The sequence below is a fragment of the Mesorhizobium sp. CA14 genome, from assembly GCF_020165195.1.
GTDB lineage: Bacteria > Pseudomonadota > Alphaproteobacteria > Rhizobiales > Rhizobiaceae > Mesorhizobium.
Genome location: NZ_JAIUHR010000002.1, coordinates 89,078 through 109,884, shown reverse-complemented (window position 1 = coordinate 109,884; position 20,807 = coordinate 89,078). Strand labels below are relative to the sequence as shown.

Sequence of the window (20,807 nt, the reverse complement as noted above, 5' to 3'; positions counted from 1 at the left end):
GAAGAGCCCCCAATTGGCGGGCGTTGGCCAGCCTCACGGCTGCCGCCGGCGGATCCGCGCTCGCCTCTGGCTGCACCGGTGTGCAGTCGGCGCTCAATCCGCACGGCGAGCGGGCCGACGCCCTGGCTGTTCTGTTCTGGATCTTCACGGCCGTGCTCGGACTCGTCTGGCTGGTCACCATGGCCGGGTTGTTCTTCGCGCTGACACGCCGGCGAGATAGTCGCGGCGAACCGGCGCAAGCGCATCCAGCCGTCAAACGGCCGGTGCGTATCGCCTTTGCTGCGATGCTGACATCGACCGTCATCATTCTCTCCGGCCTGGCCGTGCTCAGCTTCGACGGACAAAGGGCGGTTTTCGGGGATGGGGCCGGGGCGGCCGTGACAATATCAGTCATAGGGCACCAGTGGTGGTGGCAGGTCCGCTACGAAGGAAACAACGGTTTCGAAACGGCAAACGAGATTCGCATTCCGGTAGGCAGCGCGGTCGACATCAAGCTCACCACGGGTGACGTGATCCACTCGTTCTGGATACCGAGCCTTGCCGGCAAGCTCGATCTCATTCCGGGCAAAAGCAATGAACTCCGCATCCAAGCGGATAAGCCCGGCGTGTACCGCGGCCAGTGTGCCGAATTCTGCGGCCAGCAGCATGCGCATATGGCGATCTTCGTGGTGGCGCTGGAGCCGAGCGAATTCGAACGCTGGCGCGCAAAGCAAGCCGCGCCGGCAAGGTCGATGGCTCATCTTGCGAAGCAAAGTGTCTTTGCTTCCGCGGCATCGTCTCCATTCGCCGCCCTTTCGGAGCATTCGCAATGAGCCCGGCGATCGAAGAACGTCACGAGACCCGCGACACCGATCTGGGTGACGAGGAACTGCGCGCAAGGCTGAGCAGGACCTGGGGCTCGGCGCGTGGTCTGATCGGCATTCTCTCGACAGTCGATCACAAGATCATCGGCATCCGCTATGCCGTCACTGCCTTCGTCTTCCTGTTGGCCGGCGGCATCATGGCGATCATCATGCGGCTGCAGCTCGCGCGGCCGGACAGCCACCTCGTCGACGCCGAGCTCTACAACCAGCTTTTCACCATGCATGGCACAACGATGATGTTCCTGTTCGGGGTGCCGGTCGGCGAGGCGTTCGCCGTCTATCTGGTGCCACTCATGGTCGGCACCCGCAACATCGCCTTTCCGCGCCTCAATGCCTTCTCCTATTACGTCTATCTGTTCGGCGGCCTGATGTTGTGGGGCGGCTTCGCGTTGAGCATCCGCCCTGATGTCGGCTGGTTCTCCTATGTGCCGCTCGCAAATCTGAATTTCACTCCGGGCAAGGGGCCGGACTACTGGGCGCAGATGATCACTTTTACCGAAGTCGCAGCGCTCGCAGTCTCGGTGGAGATCGTCGTCACAGTCCTGAAGCAGCGCGCGCCGGGCATGACGCTCGACCGCATTCCACTCTTCGTGTGGACGATGCTTGTCCATTCCTTCATCATCATCTTCGCCATGCCGGCGATCATGCTCGCCTCGTCTATGCTGATCATGGAGCGGCTGGTGGGCACGCAGTTTTTCAATCCGGACGCGGGCGGCGATCCGCTGCTTTGGCAGCACCTTTTCTGGTTCTTTGGTCACCCCGAAGTCTACATCATCTTCCTGCCTGGAACCGCTTTCGTGTCGGCGATCGTGGCGACATTCTCCCGGCGGCCGGTCTTCGGCTATTTGCCGATGGTGCTGTCGCTGATCGCGATCGGCTTTTTGTCCTTTGGCTTGTGGGTTCACCACATGTTCGTGACCGGCCTGCCTGAAATCGGCGCCGCATTCTTCACCGCCTCCAGCATGGCTATAGCCATTCCGAACGGGGTCCAGATATTCTGCTGGATCGCGACGCTCTGGGACGGCAAGCCGGTGCTCAAGACGCCGTTGATCTTCGTGCTCGGTTTCTTCTTCATCTTTGTCGCCGGCGGGCTCTCTGGCGTGATGCTGGCGTCGGTGCCGATCGATACGCAGGTGCACGACACCTATTTCGTCGTCGCCCATTTCCATTACGTGCTTATAGGCGGCACCGTCTTTCCGCTTGTCGCGGCCGTCTATTACTGGTTCCCGAAAGTGACGGGCCGGCTGATGGATGAGCGGCTCGGCAAATGGCAGTTCGTCCTCGCCTTCTGCGGTTTCAACATCACTTTTTTTCCGATGCACCTGCTCGGCCTGCATGGCATGCCGCGCAGGGTCTACACCTATCCCGCGGAGATGGGCTGGGGCGGGCTCAACCTGCTCGCCAGCGCCGGCGCGCTGCTGTTCTTCGCAAGCTTTCTGCTCATGCTCTACAACATGATTGCCAGCGCCCGCTCCGGCGCCCTTGCCGGCGACAATCCCTGGGGCGCCGACACGTTGGAGTGGGCGACCAGTTCGCCGCCCCAGCCGCAGAATTTCGATCGCATTCCGTGCGTCACAAGCGGCTCGCCGCTATGGGATCAGGGCGACGACAATGTGGTGGTCGGCGGCCTCAAGGTTGATGAGCGCGAACTGGTCGTGACGAGCATCAGGGAAGCCCGGCCCGACATTCGCGAGGAATCGCCGGCTCCCTCGATCTGGCCCTTTCTGGCGGCGTTTGCCACAGCCGTCGCGTTCATCGGCTCGATCTACACGCCCTGGGCGATTACTTGGGGTTCGCCCGTCGTCGCCATCGTGCTGGTCGCCTGGTTCTGGCCGAAAACCATCGAGGAGAATGTCTAGATGGCCCGCAGCGTCATCGATGTCTCAGGTTTGCCGACCTATGCCTTCGGTTCGCGTGTCACCCCCTGGTGGGGGACCTTCTCGTTCTGCCTGCTGGAGGGAACTGGCTTCGCCCTCGGCATCGGCGGTTATCTCTACCTGGCAGTCACCAACAAGGATTGGGCGAAGGACGCGGTGCCCTTGAGCCTGCTGTGGTCGGCGCTCTTCACGCTCGTCCTTGTTGTCAGCGCGCTGCCGAATTTCCTGATCAAGCGGGCAGCGACGCGGGAGAGCTTGCGCTCGGTCCGTCTGCTGCTGCTGATCATGAGCGCGGTTGGGCTGGTGCTTATCGGGCTGCGCATCATGGAATTCTCGGCCTTGCCGGTACGCTGGAGCGACAATGCGTATGGCTCCTTTGTCTGGCTCCTTCTCGGCCTGCATGGCGTGCACGTGCTGACTGACGTCGCCGACACGCTGGTGCTGACCGTGCTGATGTTCACGCGGCACGGAACGGGCAAACGCTTCAGCGATGCCGAGGACAATGCTTTCTACTGGTATTTCGTCGTGCTCTCATGGCTACCACTTTACGCCGTGCTCTATTGGCTGCCGAGGTTCTGATGCGGATCGCCCGCTCCGTCGGCGAGGCATCTTTGCTCGGAGCATTTGTTTCGGCGCTGTGCGCCATGCCGGCGCCCGCCGCATTCGCACATGGTGCAGGCCAAGCAACCGGCGGCTGGTCCGTCGCCGGCTTGACTGTTGTTCCGCTTGGCGTCGTGCTGCTTCTCTACGGCGGTGGCGTTGCGCGGCTTTGGCGGCGGGCGGGAGCGGGGCGCGGCGTCGCATGGTGGCAACTGGCCTGCTTCGCGACAGGCTGGTCAGCGCTTGCAGCGGCCCTGATGTCGCCGCTGCATGAATTGGGCGAGCGGCTCTTTACGGCGCATATGCTCGAGCATGAGGTCCTGATGGTGGTCGCTGCTCCTGCGCTTGTTCTGTCGCGACCACTCGGCGCCATGTTGTGGGCGTTCCCGCCCGTCATACGACGACGCCTGGCGCGCGCGGCGCGATGGCCGGTCGTGCGAATAGCATGGCGAGGCCTGACCGAGCCGGGCTCCGCAACGATCCTGCACGGCCTTGCCATCTGGTCATGGCACATCCCGGTTCTCTTCGATGCTGCGCTCGCAAGCGAGCCGGTGCACTGGCTGCAGCATTTCAGCTTTCTGGCAAGCGCGCTGCTCTTCTGGTGGGCTTTGCTCAATGGCCGGGCGCGCCGGAGAGGCTACGGCGCATCGGTGTTCTATCTGTTCTTCACCTCGATGCATTGCGGGCTGCTCGGCGCGATCTTGGCCCTGTCCAAAAACGCTATCTTCGTCGCAAACGGCTCGACGGCGGCGCAATGGAATCTGACGACGATCGCAGACCAGCAGTTGGGCGGCTTGATCATGTGGGTGGGCGCCGCCGCGTTCTATTTGGCTGCCGCGCTGATCCTGGCAGCGCTTTGGATTGAAAACAAATCGTCCGTACGGGAGAAACTCGACAGGTCCTTTGGAATTTGATGCACGGTGCTGCCGAACCGGCGCTGCGCCATGCGCGCCCGGAAATCACCTCACGCCTGGGCGTAGGCTGTCCAAGCGTCAAATGCGGCCCATGAGAGCCATGATCACCAGGATGATAAGTATGACGCCGACCAGGCCCGAAGGGCCATAGCCCCAGCCCGACGAATATGGCCAGGCTGGGATGGCACCGATAAGCAACAGGATCAGGATGATGATGAGGATTGTTCCGAGACTCATGTCGGTTCCCCTTGCTGGTGAGTTGATGCTCGGACCTGCGCCTGAGTTGCTTGCATCATTTGAGGCTCAGTCCAGCTTGCGCAGCATGTCAGCTTCCTGCTCGAGGATGCTGGCGACTTCCTCGCGTTGAAGATGCGTCATCATCAGGCTGATGCAGCATTCGAGATACGTGATGGAGGCTCGTCGCAGGAAGGCGGCGGTTTCCGCGGCCGCCATCTGCTCGATGTCCCTGGTTGATCGCTTCGGCTGCACGACTGCGTTCTCCGTGCCTCTTATCAGGCCCAACCAGAATCTTCGTCGGATGTTCCGCTTCGGCGACAAGAGCGCGGGACACGTCCGCGTCCTCAGGGTCGCCAGCCTCGAATCCAACTGCGCCCGATTTGTTGATCGCGCCAACCGCAGGCACCGTGGCGCTTTCGTCACGATCGGAAAAGTGAACGACCGTCCGCAGCAAACCTTGCCGGAGCGGTACTTTGGGCGACCAGCCAAGAAGCGCCTTCGCACGGGCTATGTCGGGGCGGCGCCGGCGCGGATCATCTTCCGGCAACGGCAGGAATTTCATAGGTGACCTGGTCCCGGTCAGTTCCCTCACCAGGTCGGCAAGTTCGAGGACGGTGAACTCCCCCGGATTGCCAAGATTGATCGGCTGGCGCGGATTGGGCTCGATGTCCATGAGCCGCAGCAACCCTTCGACCAGATCGGTGACGTAGCAGAAGGATCGCGTCTGTCGGCCGTCGCCGAATATCGTCAGTGGCCGCTTTTCCAGCGCCTGCATGACCAGATTGGAGACGATACGGCCGTCGGCAGGATCCATTCTCGGGCCATAGGTGTTGAAGATACGCGCCACGCGGACGTCGGCCATGTCGGCGCGCAGATAGTCGAAGCAAAGCGTCTCCGCGGTGCGCTTGCCTTCGTCATAGCAGGCGCGCGGGCCGGTGCAGTTCACATGCCCGAGATAGTCCTCGCGCTGCGGATGCTGTTCGGGATCGCCATAGACTTCGCTCGTGGAAGCTTGCAGGAACCGCGCGCCATCGCGAACGGCGAGCTCGAGCAAATTGAGCGTTCCGATCACGCAGGTGCGCGTCGTGTGAACCGGATCGGCCTGGTAGCGGGGCGGCGATGCGGCGCATGCCAGGTTGAAAATACGATCGACCGGCTCACCCAGCGTGAGCGGGCTGCAGATATCCTGCTCGATCAGCCGGAAGCGTGGCTGGCCGACGAGCGACTTGATGTTCTCCATTCGGCCGGTGAGAAAATTGTCGATGCAGACCACGCGATGGCCGTCCTCGTGCAGGGCCTCGCATAGATGCGAACCGAGGAAACCGGCACCGCCGGCGACAAGCACCGTCGGTGTCTGTTGGGCCTTTCTTGAACGCCGCATCTCTATGTTCTCCTGTCTGCCTGTCATGCTGCACTTTCGACGTCCAGATCGAGCACCGGACGTATCTGCTTTGATTGCGTAAGCACGGATGTGAACTCGCGCGCCCGAGCAGCCCCGGTATGTCTTGCCAGGACCAGCGAGTGGGCCTGCCTGGCCATGTTGAGCCTTGCGCGGTCCGACTGCCCCAGAAGGATGGCCGTCACGTCATCGGCGCTGCCGGCCGTCTGGATCGCCGACCGGGGAAAGAAACTGTCCAGGCCTGGCCAGCGGTCGCTGATGATCGGCGTCTTGCACGCCGCGGCTTCGAAAAGCCGCACGCTGGGCGACCATCCTGCCGCGATCATCGAAGTGCGCGTCACGTTGAGCGTATAGCGCTGCCGGCTGTAGAAGCTGGCATGCTCGGCAGGCGGCAAATGCTCGATCCGCTCGATGTTGCCGGGCCAGGCGATTTCGTGCGGGTATTGCGAGCCTGCGACGACGAAACGTCTATCCGGGAGCCGGCGCGCGGGCTCGAGCAGAAGTGCTTCCAGGGTTTGCTGCCGATCCGGACTGTAGGTGCCGAGATAGCCTAAATCCCATTCGATGGTATTTCGGTTTCGATGATGCTGCTCCGGGTCGACGGAACAATAGAGCGGTTCGGCCCGGCGCGCGCCGAATTCGGACCTCAGTCGCTCAAGCGTCGGCCCGCCGGTAAAGGAAAAATAGACGTCGAAATACGGGATCTGCCGGCGGGCCAGATAGTCGCAATCATTCTCGGCGACCCTTGCCAGCGTGATCGGGGTGTCGATGTCGTAAAAGCAGAATTGCCCGGTGCACAGCGCTGCGACCTCGTCAATGACGGCCCTGCCTTCCGGTACGAAGGAGCCGATCACTACGACATCGGCCCGCTGAAGCTCCCGGTGATGGTTGCGTCGGAGGTCGTCGATCGCATCGTAATAGCGCAACTCGCAGAAATCAGCCTCGCGCAGATCGCGGTGATGCGCATACCAGGGCACGTCGCGTTCGAGGAAAGTGACGCGATGACCGAGCTTGTCGAGCGCGCGCAACAGACCCCGAAATGTCGTCGCGTGGCCGTTGCCCCAGGAAGAGGACAAGGAAAGGCCGAGGAAAACAATGTCGAGTGTCATTCCGCGGCCTCCACGATCCGGCGCTCGAAATGCGCCTTGAAGATGGTGTCAACCAGTTCAGCTCGCATTGTGTAGGTATGTTCGGCAAGAACGCGCCGAAGCGCTGCCGCGCCGATTGCCTTCGCTCGCTGCGGCGTGAGCGTTCGCATAATCTCGGCGACATCGGCACCGTCCCGCGCGACCAGGATTTCCTCTCCCGGCGTCAGGAACAACTCGATGCCCTCCCAGGCGTCGGTGATGAGGCACGCGCCGGCGCCGGCCGCCTCGAACACTCGCGTGGCCGGCGAAAAGCCGTTGCTGGCCATGCTCTCGCGACTGATGTTCAGCACAGCCTTTGGCGTGACATTGAAGGCGTTGTGATCTCGTGTGCCGACATGCCCGAGCCAGGAAACATTCGCCGGCAGCGGCTTGTCGCCCCAACCCGACCCGCCGAGCAGGAAACGTTGATCGGCCAGGGCGCCAGCGGGTTCGAGAAAGAAGGACTCGACCCGCGCCTCACGGTCCGGCAGGCGATTGCCGAGAAAGGCGAGATCGCAGGCGAAGCGTGAATCCTCGGCGACGGGGTGATGTGTCTCGGGATCGAGCGCATTGTAGATTGGTATGCATTCTGCTGCGCCAAACGCGCGATACTCCCATATGACGGGATCGCCGCCGCCATAGGTGAGCACGAGGCGAATCTTCTTCAGCTCTTCGTGAAGAGGATGATCAGGGTCGTTGCGCAGATCGGCGAGTGTCGCCGGGGCGTCGACGTCCCAGAACACCGTCAGCGCGTCGCTGCGGGCGTGGTGGATCAGGGCGCGCAGCAAGGCTTCGTCTTCGAAGCCGACCCCGCTTGCCTTGACCACGATGTCGGCCTGCGCGGCGCGGGATGCAGCCTGCTTCAGCGCATCCGGCGTCGCCTCATAGACGACGACATCGCACCAATCGGGTACCTCGATGTCTTTATGCTTCTGCCGGTCGAAGGCGTCCGGCTCATAAAAGACGATATCGTAACCGCGATGCGAAAGCGCCTTGAGCAGGCCCCGATAGTAGGTGGCCGCACCGTTCCAATACGACGATAGCAAGCTGGATCCGTAAAACGCGATTTTCATGCAGCAGCCTCCCTTGCAGGCGTTCCTTCGACTGCGTGGCGGTTGCCGCACGCGGCGAGTATGTCGAAGAGCTCGTCGACGCGGCGACGGCATGTGTGCCGCGCGAGAATGGTTTCCAGCCCGGATGCCGCCAGCGCCCTCGCAAGCCCGGTGTCATGCAACACGTCTCGCAGGTGCTGCCGCATCTCGGCCCCGTTGCGGGCGAACAGAAAATCCTTGCCGGGACGGAACAGCCCTTCAATGTCGGACCATGGCGCCGAGATCAGCGGAATGCCGCTGGCCAATGCCTCGAACATGCGGATCGTGGGAATGCCGAGCAGGTGTTCACGGTAAGGCCGGCGCGGGATGTGCATGGTGAGACGATGCTGCGCGAACGCTTTCGGAACGTCCGCATTGGCGATCCAACCCTCGTGGCGCAATCCGGCTTCGGCGAGCGCGGCCTTTGCCTCTGCTGGATAGCGAACGCCGTGAACCGTACCGGACAGGCCGAGCTCGCGTGCCGGCCCAACGAGGAACTCCCGAATTTCGGCGCTGCGCTCGTCATCACCCCAGTTGCCGACCCAGACCAGGTCCGACGAGGGATCGATATCGGGTTGGGGCCTGAACAGCCGGTCGTCCGCCGCTTCGTGCCAGGTAAAGGCCCGCTTGCCCCAGCCGGCGCGGAGATAGCTTTCGCGCAGCGTTTCCCCGAACACCAAAACCCCATCATAATATTCGAGGTTCAGCGCTGAGATCGACTGGGTCGCGGACACGGCACGGTGGTGCGTGTCGTGGAACAGGAGCGTGAAATTGCCGCCATTGAGCTTCGCGCGCCCGATGCGAGCGACGAGGCCCGGATCCGTCCATTCATGGACGATCACCGCATCGGCGTCCGCAAGCCACGCTTCGTGATCGAATGAAGCGTCATAAGTCACCGGTATCAGCTCGGGAAAATCCCTCCGGAAGCGTTCGACGGCGAAGGGGCCTTTTTCGGCCAACAGGTTCGAACGGCTCCACCCGTCAGCGGGCTCCAGCGCAAATGCGTGATGTCCGCGCGCGATAAGTTCCCGCATGACGCCGCGCTGGAAATGCGCGTTGCCATGGTTCCAGTCGGAAACGATGGAATGAGTGTAGAACACGAACCGCATCGTCAGCGCTCCGCGACGGCCATCGCCGCCCGATCGTAGATGTCGCACATCGCCGCTGCCTGGGCCTCCAGCGAGAACCGGCGCGCGCGGCGAGCGGCACGCCGGCCGAGTCGATCCCGCAGGTCCGCGTCGCCGACGAGTTGGGCGATGCATCGGGCGAGCGCGCCGGAATCATGCACATCGAAGAATATCGCCGCGCCGTCCCAGATCTCACGGTAGGTCGCAATGTCGGCAAGCACCAATGGCGTGCCCGAGAGCGCGGCCTCCAAGGCGGCGAGCCCGAAAGGCTCGTAGATCGATGGCGAAACAAAAATGCCGGCCTGGGCCATCAGCCGACGTGCCTCGGCATGGCCGAGCGGGCCAAGCGAGACGCAGTGATCGAGGCTGGCCCGCTGTCCATCCGTCCCGTCGAGCGGACCGGCGGCATAGATCGGCCACTCGGCAATCGCAGCCGCCGCATCGAGCACCGATGCGTTCTTGCCCTCATCCCACCAGCGGGCCGCGGCGAAGACGAACGGCTCGCGGCGCGATGCGCGCGGGCCGGGCAAGGCGCCGTTGTGAACGATGCTCAGGCGCGAGATCGGTCCATAGCAGGCCTCGATCATATCGGCATGGCTTCGACTGGGCGCGACGACCGCCTCGGCACGGTCGAAGCCGGCGCTGTTGCGATCCTTCTGCCAGGCCCAGTCACCCGCCGCGACCTGATTGCGTACCGCATGCAGCCAGGTCACGACGCAGGAATGTGAGACCACCACGACAGGGCAGGGCGGATCGATCCTGGCTGCTTGCGCCGGCGCGTTGAGATGAACAAGGTCGGCGGCAAAGGCCGTTGCCAGCGCCTGCAACTCGTCAGGAAATTGGTCGAGAGCGCTCTCATCGCGCGTCATCCAGTCCGGCGGGGTTTCGAGCCAGGCGGCCGTAGCGAAGGACTGCACCTCCCGGACCTGCTCCGCCGAAGGTCGAGGCCCCAGGCCGGCCAGCATGATGCTGTCGCCACCGGCAGCCAGCGCGCGTGCCAGATCGAGCGAATAGCGCCAGACCCCACCGACGGCGTCGGTGGTCATCAGGATGCGCCTTGGGCGATGGATCAATGATTGCAGCATGAGGACTCCAACTCGGCCAGCGCGCGCGGACGCTGGTCCTGGATGTCGCTGAACGTCCGGAACGAGGCGAGGTAGTGCTCATGCGCTCGTTCCCAGGCAAAATCATCGGGCTCGCCCCATAGCTCGCGGTAGCTCGGCGAGCTCGGATAGGGATAGAGCGGCACCGGCTCGTTGGCCCAGACGCCGTTGTCGATGAGATGCTTGCGCCAATAGTCCACCAGCGCAGGGTCGTCCTCGACCACGCCGATCAGATTGGCCTGCACGAATGGAACGTGGCGGCGGGCGTCGACCAGCAGCGCTGCCAGTTCCTCGGTGCCCAGTCGGCAGCGCTTGGCCAGCATCTCGCGGCCTTCGACGGTCAGGCTTTCGAGGCCTGCTTCGATCGAGACGCAGCCGGCCGCGCCCAGCAATTCCAGCAGCTCCGGCTTCCAAAGATCGATGCGCGTCTGCACGCCGAACTGGACGTCGCGGCTGATCAACGCCTCGAGCAGCGCCTTCTGCGGCAAGAAGATCTCGTCGATGAAATAGATGTAGCCGACCCCCTGAGCGATCAGGCCGTCGATCTCGGCGACGACCGCATCATGGTTCCTGCGCCGATAGGCATCGCGAAAGTCGATCTTGGCGCAGAAGCTGCAATTGTAGGGGCAGCCTCGGGACGCCTCGACTTCCGCGCCGGCGCCCCTCTGGTCGGCGTCGAAGCGGTGATGATGATGGGCGTGCGCCGCGATCCATTCGGACGGCCAGGCGAGCGCAGGATGATCGACGAACTGGCTGGCATGCACGCCGCCATTGAACACTGGAAAATCGTTTTGGAGACGGGCGGTGTGCGCAACCTTGCTCCAGTCGCTTTGCTGCGCGAGCTCCGCCACCACCTCCTCGCATTCACCGCGCACGACAATATCGACGCCTAGCTTGCGCAAGGTGGGAGCCGGCGTTGCCGAGCCATGCGGCCCGACAGCGACGGTGCGGCCTCCGCGCCCGGCAAGATGGTTCAGGAACTCTGCCGGCACGCGCAGCTCCGGCGGCGCGCAGCGCCAGAACAGGTAGGTCGGCGCGGTCGTCACCACAGTCATGTCCGGCGCGAACGCCGCCGCGCGCTCGGCAAGGACCGCGTTATCGAGATCCTGCAACTGACCATCCAGCATCAGCACCTCGTGCTGATTGGCTTCGAGCAGGGCCTTGCAGTATCCAAGCTCCAGCGGCAGATGCGGCTGTCGGCAGCCGAAATAGATGCTGTGCTCATAGGTCCAGTGCGGGTTTACCAGCGCGACCTTCATGCGACGTACCTCTCGGCTTCCGGAAGTGGCTGGAGGCGGTGCCGCAGCAGCCAACTGGCCAGGTCGCGGACACCTTCACGCCACGGGACATGCGCCCGCCAGCCGAGAGCGGCCTCTATCTTGCGGGTGTCGGCGACAAAGAAGGGCTGATCGCCGGTGCGTGCGAGCTCGTGGCGGAGCACGATCTCGCGGCCGGTCATGGCGGCGATCTCCGACAGCAGCGTGCGCAGGCTGACGGCGTTGCGCGGTCCACCGCCGAGGTTGAACGCCTGGCCCTTGAAGTCCTCGATCCTGGCCAGCACGGCGCGATAGGCGGCAACCGCGTCGGACACATGCAGGATGTCGCGCACCTGTTTGCCGTCGCCGTAGATTGTGATGGGCCGGCCGCTGAGCGCGCTCAGCAGGAAATGCGCGACCCAGCCCTGGTCCTCGGTGCCGAATTGGCGAGGTCCGTAAATGCAGCTCATGCGTAGCACCGCCGTCGGCAGGCCGTAGGATTTGGCATAGTCGAGGACATACTGGTCCGCCGCGCCCTTTGAGCAGCCGTATGGCGTGCAGAAGTCGAGCCCGACCGTCTCGTCCACACCATTGGCGCGAATGGCATCGTCGGCGGGCTCATAGCGATCATTGGCCTCGCGCACCGCAATCTGGGGCAGGCTGCCATAGACCTTGTTGGTGCTGGCGAAGACTACCGGTGCGCCCGCCTGGCGAGCAGCTTCGAGCACATTGAACGTGCCTTTCAGATTGATCTCGAGGTCTTTCGCGGGATCGAGCAGGCTCGTGGTTACGGCGGTCTGGGCGGCCAGATGGAAGATCGCCTTTGCCGGCGCCAACGCCGAAGCCACCCTGCTTTGGTCGCGTATGTCCACGGTTTCAACGCTGAAATGACTGCCATGCTTGCGCTGCAGCCATTCGAGGTTCTGCTCGACGCCGGGACGGCTGAAATTGTCGATGACAAGCACCGGCTTTCCATCCGACAACAGACTATCGGCGAGGTTTGAGCCTATGAAGCCGCTGCCGCCGACGATCGCCACCGGCGCCTTGCGAAGGGTGCGATGCCGTTGGCTCATGACACCAGCCCTCGCTCTTCAAGCTCGCGCTTCATGTCGGCGCCGCGGTCGACGGCGACGCTGTTGCGAACCCAGGCTGCGAATTCACCGAGCGAATTCTCCAGCCTGTGGCCTGGCTCGAAACCGAGCAGTTCGCGCGCTTTGCCGATGTCGGCGAAGCAGTTGCGGATGTCGCCGGCGCGCGCCTTGCCTAGAATCTCGGGTGGCCGCTTCGGAACGCCCATCGCCTCGGCAAGCAGGCGGGCGACCTCGGTGATGGTGTAGGCGCGCCCGCTGCCGATGTTGATGGCGTGGCCGGCCGCCTGTCGTTGCTCCAGCGCCAGGCGGAAAGCGCGGGCGACGTCGCGCACATGGACGAAGTCGCGCATTTGCTTGCCATCCTCGAACACCATCGGCCGCTTGCCGTTGGCAAGGCGAGCAGCGAAGTTGGCGAGCACGCCGGTGTAGGGATTGGCGAGTGCCTGTCCGGCGCCGAAGACGTTGAACAGCCGCAAGGCCACGGCATCCACATTGTAGGCCTGGCCGAAGATCAGCACCGCGCGCTCCTGGGCATATTTGGTCAGCGCGTAGATCGAGGCGAGATCAGGCCGCTTCTCTTCGTCGGTGGGGATTGGCGACAGCATTTCGCCCGCGGCCGACAAAAGATCCCACTGGCCGGTTCTGACATCGCTTGGTCTGCGGCGGGCATTATCGACGCGCTTGCCGTCCGGAGTCTGGTACAGCCCCTCGCCGTAGATGCTCATCGATGACGCGACAACGATCCGTTCGACCGGTCTTTTGATCAATGCCTCAAGCAGCGTGGCGGTGCCGAGATCGTTGGTGCCGACATAACGGGCGATCTCGTACATGGATTGGCCGACGCCGACTTCGGCGGCGAGGTGGATGACGGCATCAGCATCCGAAATCGCTTCGGCCATCATCGCCCGGTCACACACATCGCCCTTGGTCAGCGCGGCGCCGGCGGGAATGCTGATGGCTTCGCCGCCATGCACCTGGTCCAGGAGCGCGTCCATGATGCGCACTTCATAGCCATGTTCGATGAGTTCCTGGGTGACATGCCGGCCGATAAAACCGCACCCCCCCGTAACCAGTATACGTTTCACGAGAACTCCTTGCGGATTAGGCGTTGGGCTCCCGAACTGCGGGACAAAAGGTTTGTTCCTTGCTTCAACAAAGTTCCCTTTGCGCGGTTGCAGGCCGGGCCGCGCGAAATGGGAACTTTGATCTTTGGGCGCTGTTAGGGGCATGAGTCCCGAGGCGAGAAAGGAAAAGCCATGTCCGAAGCCAAGACGACCACCAATCACGACGACATCCGTAAATGGGCGGAGGAGCGGGATGGGCATCCCGCCGTTGTTCGCACCAAAGGCGAGGGCGGCATCCTGCGCATCGACTTCGGCGATCCGGAGGAAACACTCGAGCCGATCGAGTGGGACGAGTTCTTCCGCATCTTCGATGAGAACGACCTCGCCTTCCTCTATCAGGACGAGGCCGGAAGCGGAGGAAAGAGCCGGTTCAACAAATTCGTCGAGCGCGGCCGCAACGCTTAACCGCCAGCGCGTTGTCTATTCCGTCACAACAGCCGTTGGCGGCAAGTGCACGACGGAACCATTTCCGGGTCCGGTGGTTGCGCGTCGGCATGGAGTGATTGCCATGGGACTCTTTTCCGACCTGAATAAGAAGCTGACCGAAAACATCTATGCGCATGGCAGCTATCTGACCGATCCGAGTGCCGATCTGCCCCGGCGTGTCGCAGAAACGGTCGATCTTCTCATGCCGTTCATCCAGCCGGATGCGCGCGAGGACGTGAGGCTGCAGATCCTCGGCATTGTCCACGAGCACATGTATGACGAGCCCGAGAGCGGCCCGGAGGATCCAGCTGCCGACAAATGAGATCCTCGCCGGGATCCAGCACGTCGGGAGCGGCATTGCCAGTCCTGCCCTGAAGCGCCCGGGAACTCCAGCTGATGGAACAGCTGGCCGGGCTGACCTTGATGAACTTTGAAGGTTCCCCTGCAGCGGTGCCGAGCAGAGCTGCGCTAGCTGCTGTCGACGATTTTGCTTTTCTTTCTTGGCGACGACTTAGGCTTTGCGGCGCCAGGGGCCGACTCTGCCGCGGCCGTTGCGGCCAGGCGCTGTTCACGCAGCCGAGCCGTCTTTGCCTGCCGTGCCAGCCGTTCGGTTTCGAGCAGTTGGCGCGCCGCAGCAGACGTTTGCTCACCTCTGCCCTTGTCGATCTTCCGCGCGGTCACGGTCGCTCCAAAGTCATTCACTGTTGCATCCAACTTGCCCAGCGGTCTGTCCACCAGCCGACGGACCAACTGGGGAGAAGCTCATCCTTTGTCGCCATGCAATCGCTGATCCTCCGTTTCACGCAACAGCCGCACGATCGCGTCCACCGGTGATGGATCTGCCGCCGGCTGCATTCTGCGCCGCCACAGATGGCGAAGAAGTCTTCTCAGTTTTGACATCGGCATCGCCTCCTTGAGCTACAAACTCGCGTCGAGGAAGGATGTTCCTGAGCGGAGGACCGGGTTCCTTGCACGTCAAAATCAAGCGGCAGTTATCGGAGCAGCGCCGCAAACAGGAAAGCGACGGCCGCCAGGATCACGAGCGCCGCAATCACCAGCACAGGTGCCGTCCTGGCCGGTCGAAGGCCGGTCGCGTTCTCAGGGCGCCGCATTGCGTTCGCGAAGCTCGCCTGGTTGGTGAATTTCGGTTCACGCAGTGCAGCGGGACGGGCCGGATTGGTAGTACCACTGGCCTCTGCATCCGTTTCCAGGGGCGCGGCTGCCGGATCGAAGCCGGGTGTTTTGTCCTGGTTCGTACCCGCCTGAATCTCGCCTCGATCCTCAGCCGGTGTTCGCTTGGTCGGTGCGGTCATGGACATCTCCTTCGCAACCAAACATCCGTTCGGCCTTGCTGTTCCCGCGTGAAGCTGTGACGCAAGAGGCGATGAGAAGCGCCGCCGGAGATCATCTTCTCCGGCTTGCCGACCATTGACGCGGCAAGCTTGAATGGAGCCGGAACTTTTCCGATTGGGCAGCTTTAATCTTCACCAAGTGAACATGACGAGGCGGCGATGCAGGTTCTCGGAGCCGAAGTACATACCGGACTCGACGGCATGATCGTCGAGTTCCTTGGCGAAGGCGGTGAAAAGATCGCCGTCACGATGCCGGTATCCGATCCGCGATTGAGGCTTGATAAAGCCGCTCTTGTCGCCCGCGCCAAAGGTATGATGGCTCAGTGCGCGGTCTTCGACAATTCGGAGGGCCTTCAATCCAGTCAGGACAGCCATCTCGCCAGACCTGCCACCTCAACCAAGCTGGACGGTCCGTTCACATTCGAGTATCGCGACAAGGGCAGCGTGCGACAGCTCGAGGGCGTGGAATTGGCAAGCCTGGAGGTCGCGCATGACGAGGCGTTGCGCTCGGCGATCGATCTGCTGGACGACGCCGCGACCGAAGGCGGGCAGGAGGGCTGGGCCGTCCGGGTCAGGGACGGAAGCGGCAAGATAGTGTCGTCGGTCGACTTCGATGAGGCAAGGCGCGAAAAAGCGGCGGCGGAATGAGAACCGCGGGCTGTGTAGCCCAAAGAAAGGTCATAGGACGCTTCCCTTCCTGCTGCTGGATATGCTGGCAATTCCCAGAGGCGACGGGCTGGACCCCGAGTTTGCCCGCCTGCGCAGATCGGCTTTGCTTCGGCCGAGCCTGGAGTGGTCGTGCTCCGCCAACCCGGAAACGGGTGGGCTGGTTCAGGCCGGTCCCAATCCGCTTGTTTCGTGCTGAAGGACTTATGAGTTGACGGATACGACGTTCGTCTCACGCGCATTGCGACTGACGGGCAAGATACAGGTATCGGGGGAACAACCGGGGCTTTCCGCTGTTCCCGAGTAGCCTGCCGCGCACGTTGCCAGTTTGCGCCCTTCAGGCTACTCCAGTACCTGCCCGTCGGCTCGGCCGGCGGGCTTTTTCTTTTCTTGACAGCCAGCGATAGCACGGACCGGTTTCACGCCGCCCCCTATTTGCTCTGCTGGCGGTAACCGCCGGGCGCCGGGTCAAATCCTGTTCAGCCGTCTGCTTCATATTCGTTGCGCCGTTCGGCGACGTCCACGGATCTGGAGTCGTGAAGGATTGCTTGCGGCTGCGGAGCGAGGTCATCCTCGACGCGAGCGGTGACCAGCGATCTCGGGGGAACGAAAGGGCCGGAAACGGATTGGATATTCATTCGCCGACGAGCAAAACGGCAGGGATGGCGACAAAGCGGGAAAGTTATCATGAGCGAGCCGAAAACCACGAATCACGAGGTGATCCGGCTTGGATCGAAGCCCGCGAAGGCAGACCAGCGGTCGCGCGCACAGCGGGCAAGGCCGCTGTGCTGTGTGTAGATTTCGGCGAGCGCGAAGACGATCTGCAGCCCGTCGAATGGGAAGAGTTCTTCGCGATATTGGATGGCAACGAGCTTGCCTTCGTGCACCAGGACATCACCGCCGAAGGATTGCCCAGCCGTTTCAACAAATTCGTCCAACGCGAATAACGATTCGACCTGAAATCATCCGGCTCTAGGCTCACCCGTTTCGCCTGACGCTCATTGATTGCCTGGCATTTTGCTACTGTCTTGCGGGTTCTTTTTTATCCCGGCCGCCGGAGACGTGTCCTGCGGTGCGTTGCCACCCTGATTCTGCTCGGGCGTCCGCTTCAGCGGCGCCGTGGGCCAGCCTCGCTCGACATAGATGAACGCCGCATAACAGGCCAGCAGGACCACGACAGTCAGTATCAGGGGCCACAGCACTCGTTTCACGCCGCCTCCTATTTGCTCTGCGGGCGGTAATCGCCGGGCGCCGGGTCAAATCCTGTCCAGCCGTCTGCTTCATATTCGTTGCGCCGTTCGGCGACGTCCACGGATCTGGAGTCGTGGAGGATCGCTTGCACCTGCGGAGCGAGGTCATCCTCGACGCGAGCGGTGACCAGCGCGCCGCCGCGGCGGATGCCTTCGGCATAGACATGGGCATCACGTTCCGACACATTGGCGCCATCCGTCAGGCTGCCAATGATGCCGCCGGCCGCTCCGCCCACGACGGCGCCGGCTGCAGCGCCCGCGGCGGTCGCCGCCAGCCAGCCGGCCGCCACGACTGGACCGACGCCAGGTATTGCCATTGCGCCGAGACCGGTCGCCAAGCCACCGGCGCCGCCCACCACCGCACCGATGCCGGCTCCGCTGGCTGCGTCTTCGGCCGCAGGGGAAAGCCGGCCATCGGCATTGTTTGCGACGATGCTGAGGTCGGACGTCGGCACGCCCATGGATTCCAGCTCGCCCACGGCATCAGCGGCATCGTCATAGTCGTCGAACAGCGCGGTGATCGTTTGCATCTTGGTGACTCCTGTCATGATTACTGTTGGCCAACGAATACGTTGCCCTGATAGTCGAGCGCGACGGAGATACTTTTGCCGTCCTTCTTCGCCTCACCGCGCCAGATGCCCTGGCCGTCCTTGGCAAGCGACGAGATGTCGGTATATCCGGCGTCCTGGATGCGGGCTTTTGCCTGGGCTTCGGTGAAACTGTTGGCGCCCGGAACCGGCGCAGGCGGTTTGGGTGTCGATGCCGACTTGACCGCCGGCATGCCTGCGTTCGCGGCCGCGATTTTCTCGATCATGTGCTGATGCATCTTCAGGGTCGGCAGCGTCTCCGCCGCGAACGCCTTCAGGCCGGGATTGTCGCCGTCCTTTGCGTAGGATTGGAAGAGGTTCACCGCATCCGCGTGGGCGCTGCGCTGCATCTCGACATAAGACTGGTCGAATTCTGTCGTGGTGTTCTGCAGCTTTTCCAGGTCGCTTTCATGCATGGCATCGAGCTGAGCCGGGACTCTCAGCTTCTGCTCCGTGGCGAGCTTTTTCAGCTTGTCATTCGCCGCGCCGTGATCGGCAATCATCTTCTCGGCAAAATTCTTGACCTGCTGCTCCTTGGCCCTGTCCTGCGCAAGCTTGCTCGAATCCACCTCGAACAATCCGCCGACGGCGGCCTTGTCGACGAAGGTCTGTGCGTTGTCGGCGCCCGCGGCAGGAAAGGCGAGCGACGCCATGGCCAAAGCCAGCGGTGCGAGAAGTGTCCGCGCGCTCATGATTCAGGCTCCTTTGCTCGATGGACTGGGGCCGAACAATCGTGTCACGGCTTTGTTCCCGGTCGAAGCCGAAGCCGGCGTTGCACGAGTGGCAGGCTCCCGCTTGCGGGTAGACGAGAAAGCAGCGAGTTTCAAAATGGCTTTCACGATCGAAAGCGCTGCATTCGAAAACGTGCGGGCTCTGCGAAGCGGCGCTTCCGACAGCGTCAGCCAGGGTAGGCCAACAGGTCGTTCAGCGGCAACTCGCTATCGCCCCGACGCTCACGATCCGGCCGGGATTTCCCGTTCGCGTCCTCGTCACCCGCGACCTTGCCCTTGAACCATACGGAGGTTGACATGGCCAAGTTGAAACTCGCAACGATAGCCGACGACAAGCCAGTGAAGATTACAGTGGAACTGCCGGCGCCCCTGCATCGCGATTGGTGAAATACGCGGAGATCCTCGGGCGCGAGACCGGGCGGCTATCTGCCGATCCATCGCGCTTGATCGCGCCGATGCTTGAACGGTTCATCGCAACGGACCGCGGCTTTGCGAAAGCAAAGAAGGAGGAGGCTTAAAAACCGAGCTTTCCTATGGCCGACGACCAGCGAGCGCCTTCGCGGAGTTGTCACCGGTCAGCGCGAGGTTTCGGTGTTGCTCAGGACGCAATCACCAATTTGTTCATTGGGCGCGAAGGCATCCTCAGCAACTAACATGATGCTTATCGATCAATGCTTGTGACGCGGTTCGCCGAAAATCGTTTTCGCCCCGCCGCCGGCGTTCGCTCGCTATCCCCGCTTTGCGATGACGCCGTAAAGCACGTTGCGGTTCTCGCCGAAGAACACTTGCGCCTCGACCGTGTTGCGGTCGACGCTCGCATTGATGATGTTCCACATATCGGCCTCAGATCGCAGCAGCAGCACCCAGTCCATAAACGTTTCGCGGTATCCGGCGTCGGGATTGCCCTCGGCGTAGTTCGCGAACAGGAACGTGCCGCCGGGCTTCAGCATCTGCATGCAGTGTTTCGTGAGTTTCACTGCGACGTTGTGCGCAAGATAGTCGTAGAGGCCCGAGGCATAAATAAGATCGAACTTGCCGAGCTTATGGCCCCTAGCGAGCACAGTCCGCACCGAACCGTTGACGGCCTCGACCGCTGTGCCCTGGAATTCGCGCGCGATCAGGCCGACGCTCAGCGGATCCTGATCGAGCGCAACCCAGCGCTTGATACGCCCTTCCGCCAGCGCTGCCGAACGATTGGCCTCCCGCAAATGGCCGGCAGCTATTGCCAGAACCTCGGTTTCCGGCCCGTTTCTGGCCGCGGTCTCATCGACATAGCGGGTCAGAAGATCGCGCCGCTCCCGTGCTGCGATGCAGGACGGCACATTCTTGGTATGGCCGTAGAGCGCCGTGCCGATTTCCGAGGCGTTCGCCACGCTCTCGGCCACGTGAGGGTCGCAATAGATATAGTCGAGCAGCTGCGCGTCGCCGGAATAACCCCTGGGCTTGGTGAAAGACCAGCGCGTCAGCGGGTCTTCGAGAAAATATTCCAGGATTGGATGGTTCTGCGCCACCGGTATTAATGCTTGCCAGACATCGGGGCGAAGCCTGGATCGCAGCGCGTTGAGCGTCGACAGCAGGCGACGAACAAGCTCGGCCGGGTTCTTCCCCTGTTCGATCTGCTGGCTGGTCGTGTGCAGGATGAGCGCAAGCTCGGCGCGTGCGGTTTCGAACGCTTCGCCATGATGTTCTGGTTTTCGATGTAGATTGGTAGCGATCATCTCGGCTGTAATCAGGCTTTGGCCATCTAAGACGGTTTGCACGCGCCGCTCCATAGTTAACAGGCAGTTAACTTATTGCGTAGAATGCTCCATTTGCCAATGTCGGGTCGGACGCATTTTACCGGTATGATTAATTTCCCGTTAACCATTTTGGATCTTTGAGCGTCTCGTAGCTCGGAGTCCGGGTTCCAGTTAATGCAAACTTGTCCTGCACCGGTGCAATGATTGCGTGGAAACCGTGTCCCAAGGAGTCGATGCGCGTGGGGCA

23 protein-coding genes and 3 pseudogenes are annotated in these 20,807 nt (G+C 62.4%); 10 read left to right on the top strand and 16 right to left on the bottom strand.

The window, feature by feature from the left end; genetic code table 11:
- Window positions 1-23: 23 nt before the first annotated feature.
- The 4 genes from coxB to LB565_RS02775 are packed head-to-tail and all read left to right on the top strand — an operon-like array spanning window position 24 to window position 4,254.
- Window positions 24-812, top strand: coding sequence for a cytochrome c oxidase subunit II (gene coxB, locus LB565_RS02790; protein WP_224581651.1), 789 nt, complete (start codon window positions 24-26; stop codon window positions 810-812).
- Window positions 809-2,722 (top strand): cytochrome c oxidase subunit I, encoded by a 1,914-nt coding sequence (ctaD, locus tag LB565_RS02785; RefSeq protein ID WP_224581650.1) that lies wholly within the window; start codon window positions 809-811, stop codon window positions 2,720-2,722. The genes coxB and ctaD overlap by 4 nt, the downstream gene beginning before the upstream one ends.
- Window positions 2,723-3,319, top strand: a complete 597-nt coding sequence (locus LB565_RS02780) for a heme-copper oxidase subunit III (RefSeq protein ID WP_224581649.1) — start codon at window positions 2,723-2,725, stop codon at window positions 3,317-3,319.
- The gene (locus LB565_RS02775) at window positions 3,319-4,254 is read left to right on the top strand and encodes a cytochrome c oxidase assembly protein (protein ID WP_224581648.1); all 936 of its coding nucleotides are present in this window, start codon (window positions 3,319-3,321) and stop codon (window positions 4,252-4,254) included. The genes LB565_RS02780 and LB565_RS02775 overlap by 1 nt, the downstream gene beginning before the upstream one ends.
- 78 nt (window positions 4,255-4,332) lie before the next feature.
- Here LB565_RS02775 and LB565_RS02770 read toward each other — a convergent pair whose 3' ends face one another.
- From LB565_RS02770 to LB565_RS02730, 9 genes and pseudogenes are all read right to left on the bottom strand, one after another.
- Complete coding sequence (locus LB565_RS02770; protein WP_224581647.1) at window positions 4,333-4,491, bottom strand: DUF3309 domain-containing protein; 159 nt, start codon at window positions 4,489-4,491, stop codon at window positions 4,333-4,335.
- 430 nt (window positions 4,492-4,921) lie between these two features.
- A pseudogene (locus tag LB565_RS02765) lies at window positions 4,922-5,872 on the bottom strand (UDP-glucuronic acid decarboxylase family protein); the annotation flags it as partial.
- Window positions 5,873-5,895: 23 nt separating this feature from the next.
- Window positions 5,896-6,999 (bottom strand): glycosyltransferase, encoded by a 1,104-nt coding sequence (locus LB565_RS02760; RefSeq protein WP_224581646.1) that lies wholly within the window; start codon window positions 6,997-6,999, stop codon window positions 5,896-5,898.
- Entirely contained in the window at window positions 6,996-8,090 is a 1,095-nt protein-coding gene (locus LB565_RS02755) for a glycosyltransferase (protein ID WP_224581929.1), read from the bottom strand. Before LB565_RS02755 ends, LB565_RS02760 begins: the two co-directional genes overlap by 4 nt.
- The gene (locus LB565_RS02750; protein ID WP_224581645.1) at window positions 8,087-9,217 is read right to left on the bottom strand and encodes a glycosyltransferase; all 1,131 of its coding nucleotides are present in this window, start codon (window positions 9,215-9,217) and stop codon (window positions 8,087-8,089) included. Before LB565_RS02750 ends, LB565_RS02755 begins: the two co-directional genes overlap by 4 nt.
- Before the next feature lie 2 nt (window positions 9,218-9,219).
- Window positions 9,220-10,281: a glycosyltransferase family 4 protein gene (locus LB565_RS02745; RefSeq protein WP_224581644.1), complete on the bottom strand. Its 1,062-nt coding sequence runs from the start codon at window positions 10,279-10,281 to the stop codon at window positions 9,220-9,222.
- Between the two features lie 23 nt (window positions 10,282-10,304).
- Complete coding sequence (locus LB565_RS02740) at window positions 10,305-11,597, bottom strand: TIGR04295 family B12-binding domain-containing radical SAM protein (RefSeq protein ID WP_224581643.1); 1,293 nt, start codon at window positions 11,595-11,597, stop codon at window positions 10,305-10,307.
- Window positions 11,594-12,667 carry an NAD-dependent epimerase/dehydratase family protein gene (locus LB565_RS02735; RefSeq protein WP_224581642.1) on the bottom strand — a complete coding sequence of 358 codons (1,074 nt, stop codon included), beginning with the start codon at window positions 12,665-12,667 and terminating at the stop codon, window positions 11,594-11,596. Before LB565_RS02735 ends, LB565_RS02740 begins: the two co-directional genes overlap by 4 nt.
- Window positions 12,664-13,770 carry an NAD-dependent epimerase/dehydratase family protein gene (locus tag LB565_RS02730; RefSeq protein ID WP_224581641.1) on the bottom strand — a complete coding sequence of 369 codons (1,107 nt, stop codon included), beginning with the start codon at window positions 13,768-13,770 and terminating at the stop codon, window positions 12,664-12,666. Before LB565_RS02730 ends, LB565_RS02735 begins: the two co-directional genes overlap by 4 nt.
- Window positions 13,771-13,941: 171 nt before the next feature.
- On the opposite strand from LB565_RS02730, the gene LB565_RS02725 reads away from it, so the two are divergent.
- Complete coding sequence (locus tag LB565_RS02725; RefSeq protein WP_224581640.1) at window positions 13,942-14,214, top strand: hypothetical protein; 273 nt, start codon at window positions 13,942-13,944, stop codon at window positions 14,212-14,214.
- 103 nt (window positions 14,215-14,317) lie between these two features.
- Window positions 14,318-14,557 carry a hypothetical protein gene (locus LB565_RS02720; protein ID WP_224581639.1) on the top strand — a complete coding sequence of 80 codons (240 nt, stop codon included), beginning with the start codon at window positions 14,318-14,320 and terminating at the stop codon, window positions 14,555-14,557.
- A gap of 146 nt (window positions 14,558-14,703) precedes the next feature.
- Here the strand turns inward: LB565_RS02720 and LB565_RS02715 are convergent, their stop codons facing one another.
- From LB565_RS02715 to LB565_RS02705, 3 genes are all read right to left on the bottom strand, one after another.
- Entirely contained in the window at window positions 14,704-14,916 is a 213-nt protein-coding gene (locus LB565_RS02715) for a hypothetical protein (RefSeq protein WP_224581638.1), read from the bottom strand.
- 81 nt (window positions 14,917-14,997) lie between these two features.
- Window positions 14,998-15,135, bottom strand: coding sequence for a hypothetical protein (locus LB565_RS02710; RefSeq protein WP_224581637.1), 138 nt, complete (start codon window positions 15,133-15,135; stop codon window positions 14,998-15,000).
- Window positions 15,136-15,227: 92 nt separating this feature from the next.
- Entirely contained in the window at window positions 15,228-15,548 is a 321-nt protein-coding gene (locus LB565_RS02705) for a hypothetical protein (RefSeq protein ID WP_224581636.1), read from the bottom strand.
- Between the two features lie 198 nt (window positions 15,549-15,746).
- Between LB565_RS02705 and LB565_RS02700 the strand changes: the two genes are divergently transcribed.
- Complete coding sequence (locus tag LB565_RS02700; protein ID WP_224581635.1) at window positions 15,747-16,235, top strand: DUF6894 family protein; 489 nt, start codon at window positions 15,747-15,749, stop codon at window positions 16,233-16,235.
- A gap of 644 nt (window positions 16,236-16,879) precedes the next feature.
- Entirely contained in the window at window positions 16,880-17,200 is a 321-nt protein-coding gene (locus LB565_RS02695; protein ID WP_318012111.1) for a hypothetical protein, read from the top strand.
- A gap of 51 nt (window positions 17,201-17,251) precedes the next feature.
- Here LB565_RS02695 and LB565_RS02690 read toward each other — a convergent pair whose 3' ends face one another.
- The 3 genes from LB565_RS02690 to LB565_RS02680 are packed head-to-tail and all read right to left on the bottom strand — an operon-like array spanning window position 17,252 to window position 18,782.
- Complete coding sequence (locus LB565_RS02690; RefSeq protein WP_224512693.1) at window positions 17,252-17,464, bottom strand: hypothetical protein; 213 nt, start codon at window positions 17,462-17,464, stop codon at window positions 17,252-17,254.
- Window positions 17,465-17,472: 8 nt separating this feature from the next.
- Window positions 17,473-18,033, bottom strand: coding sequence for a hypothetical protein (locus LB565_RS02685; protein WP_224581634.1), 561 nt, complete (start codon window positions 18,031-18,033; stop codon window positions 17,473-17,475).
- Window positions 18,034-18,053: 20 nt separating this feature from the next.
- Window positions 18,054-18,782 (bottom strand): DUF4142 domain-containing protein, encoded by a 729-nt coding sequence (locus tag LB565_RS02680; protein WP_224581633.1) that lies wholly within the window; start codon window positions 18,780-18,782, stop codon window positions 18,054-18,056.
- 172 nt (window positions 18,783-18,954) lie between these two features.
- Here LB565_RS02680 and LB565_RS02675 point away from each other — a divergent pair.
- Window positions 18,955-19,117, top strand: a pseudogene (locus LB565_RS02675) (TrbI/VirB10 family protein); the annotation flags it as partial.
- Window position 19,118: 1 nt separating this feature from the next.
- A pseudogene (locus tag LB565_RS02670) lies at window positions 19,119-19,339 on the top strand (DUF2274 domain-containing protein).
- Window positions 19,340-19,549: 210 nt separating this feature from the next.
- Here the strand turns inward: LB565_RS02670 and LB565_RS02665 are convergent.
- The gene (locus tag LB565_RS02665) at window positions 19,550-20,593 is read right to left on the bottom strand and encodes a class I SAM-dependent methyltransferase (RefSeq protein WP_224581632.1); all 1,044 of its coding nucleotides are present in this window, start codon (window positions 20,591-20,593) and stop codon (window positions 19,550-19,552) included.
- Between the last annotated feature and the right edge of the window lie 214 nt (window positions 20,594-20,807).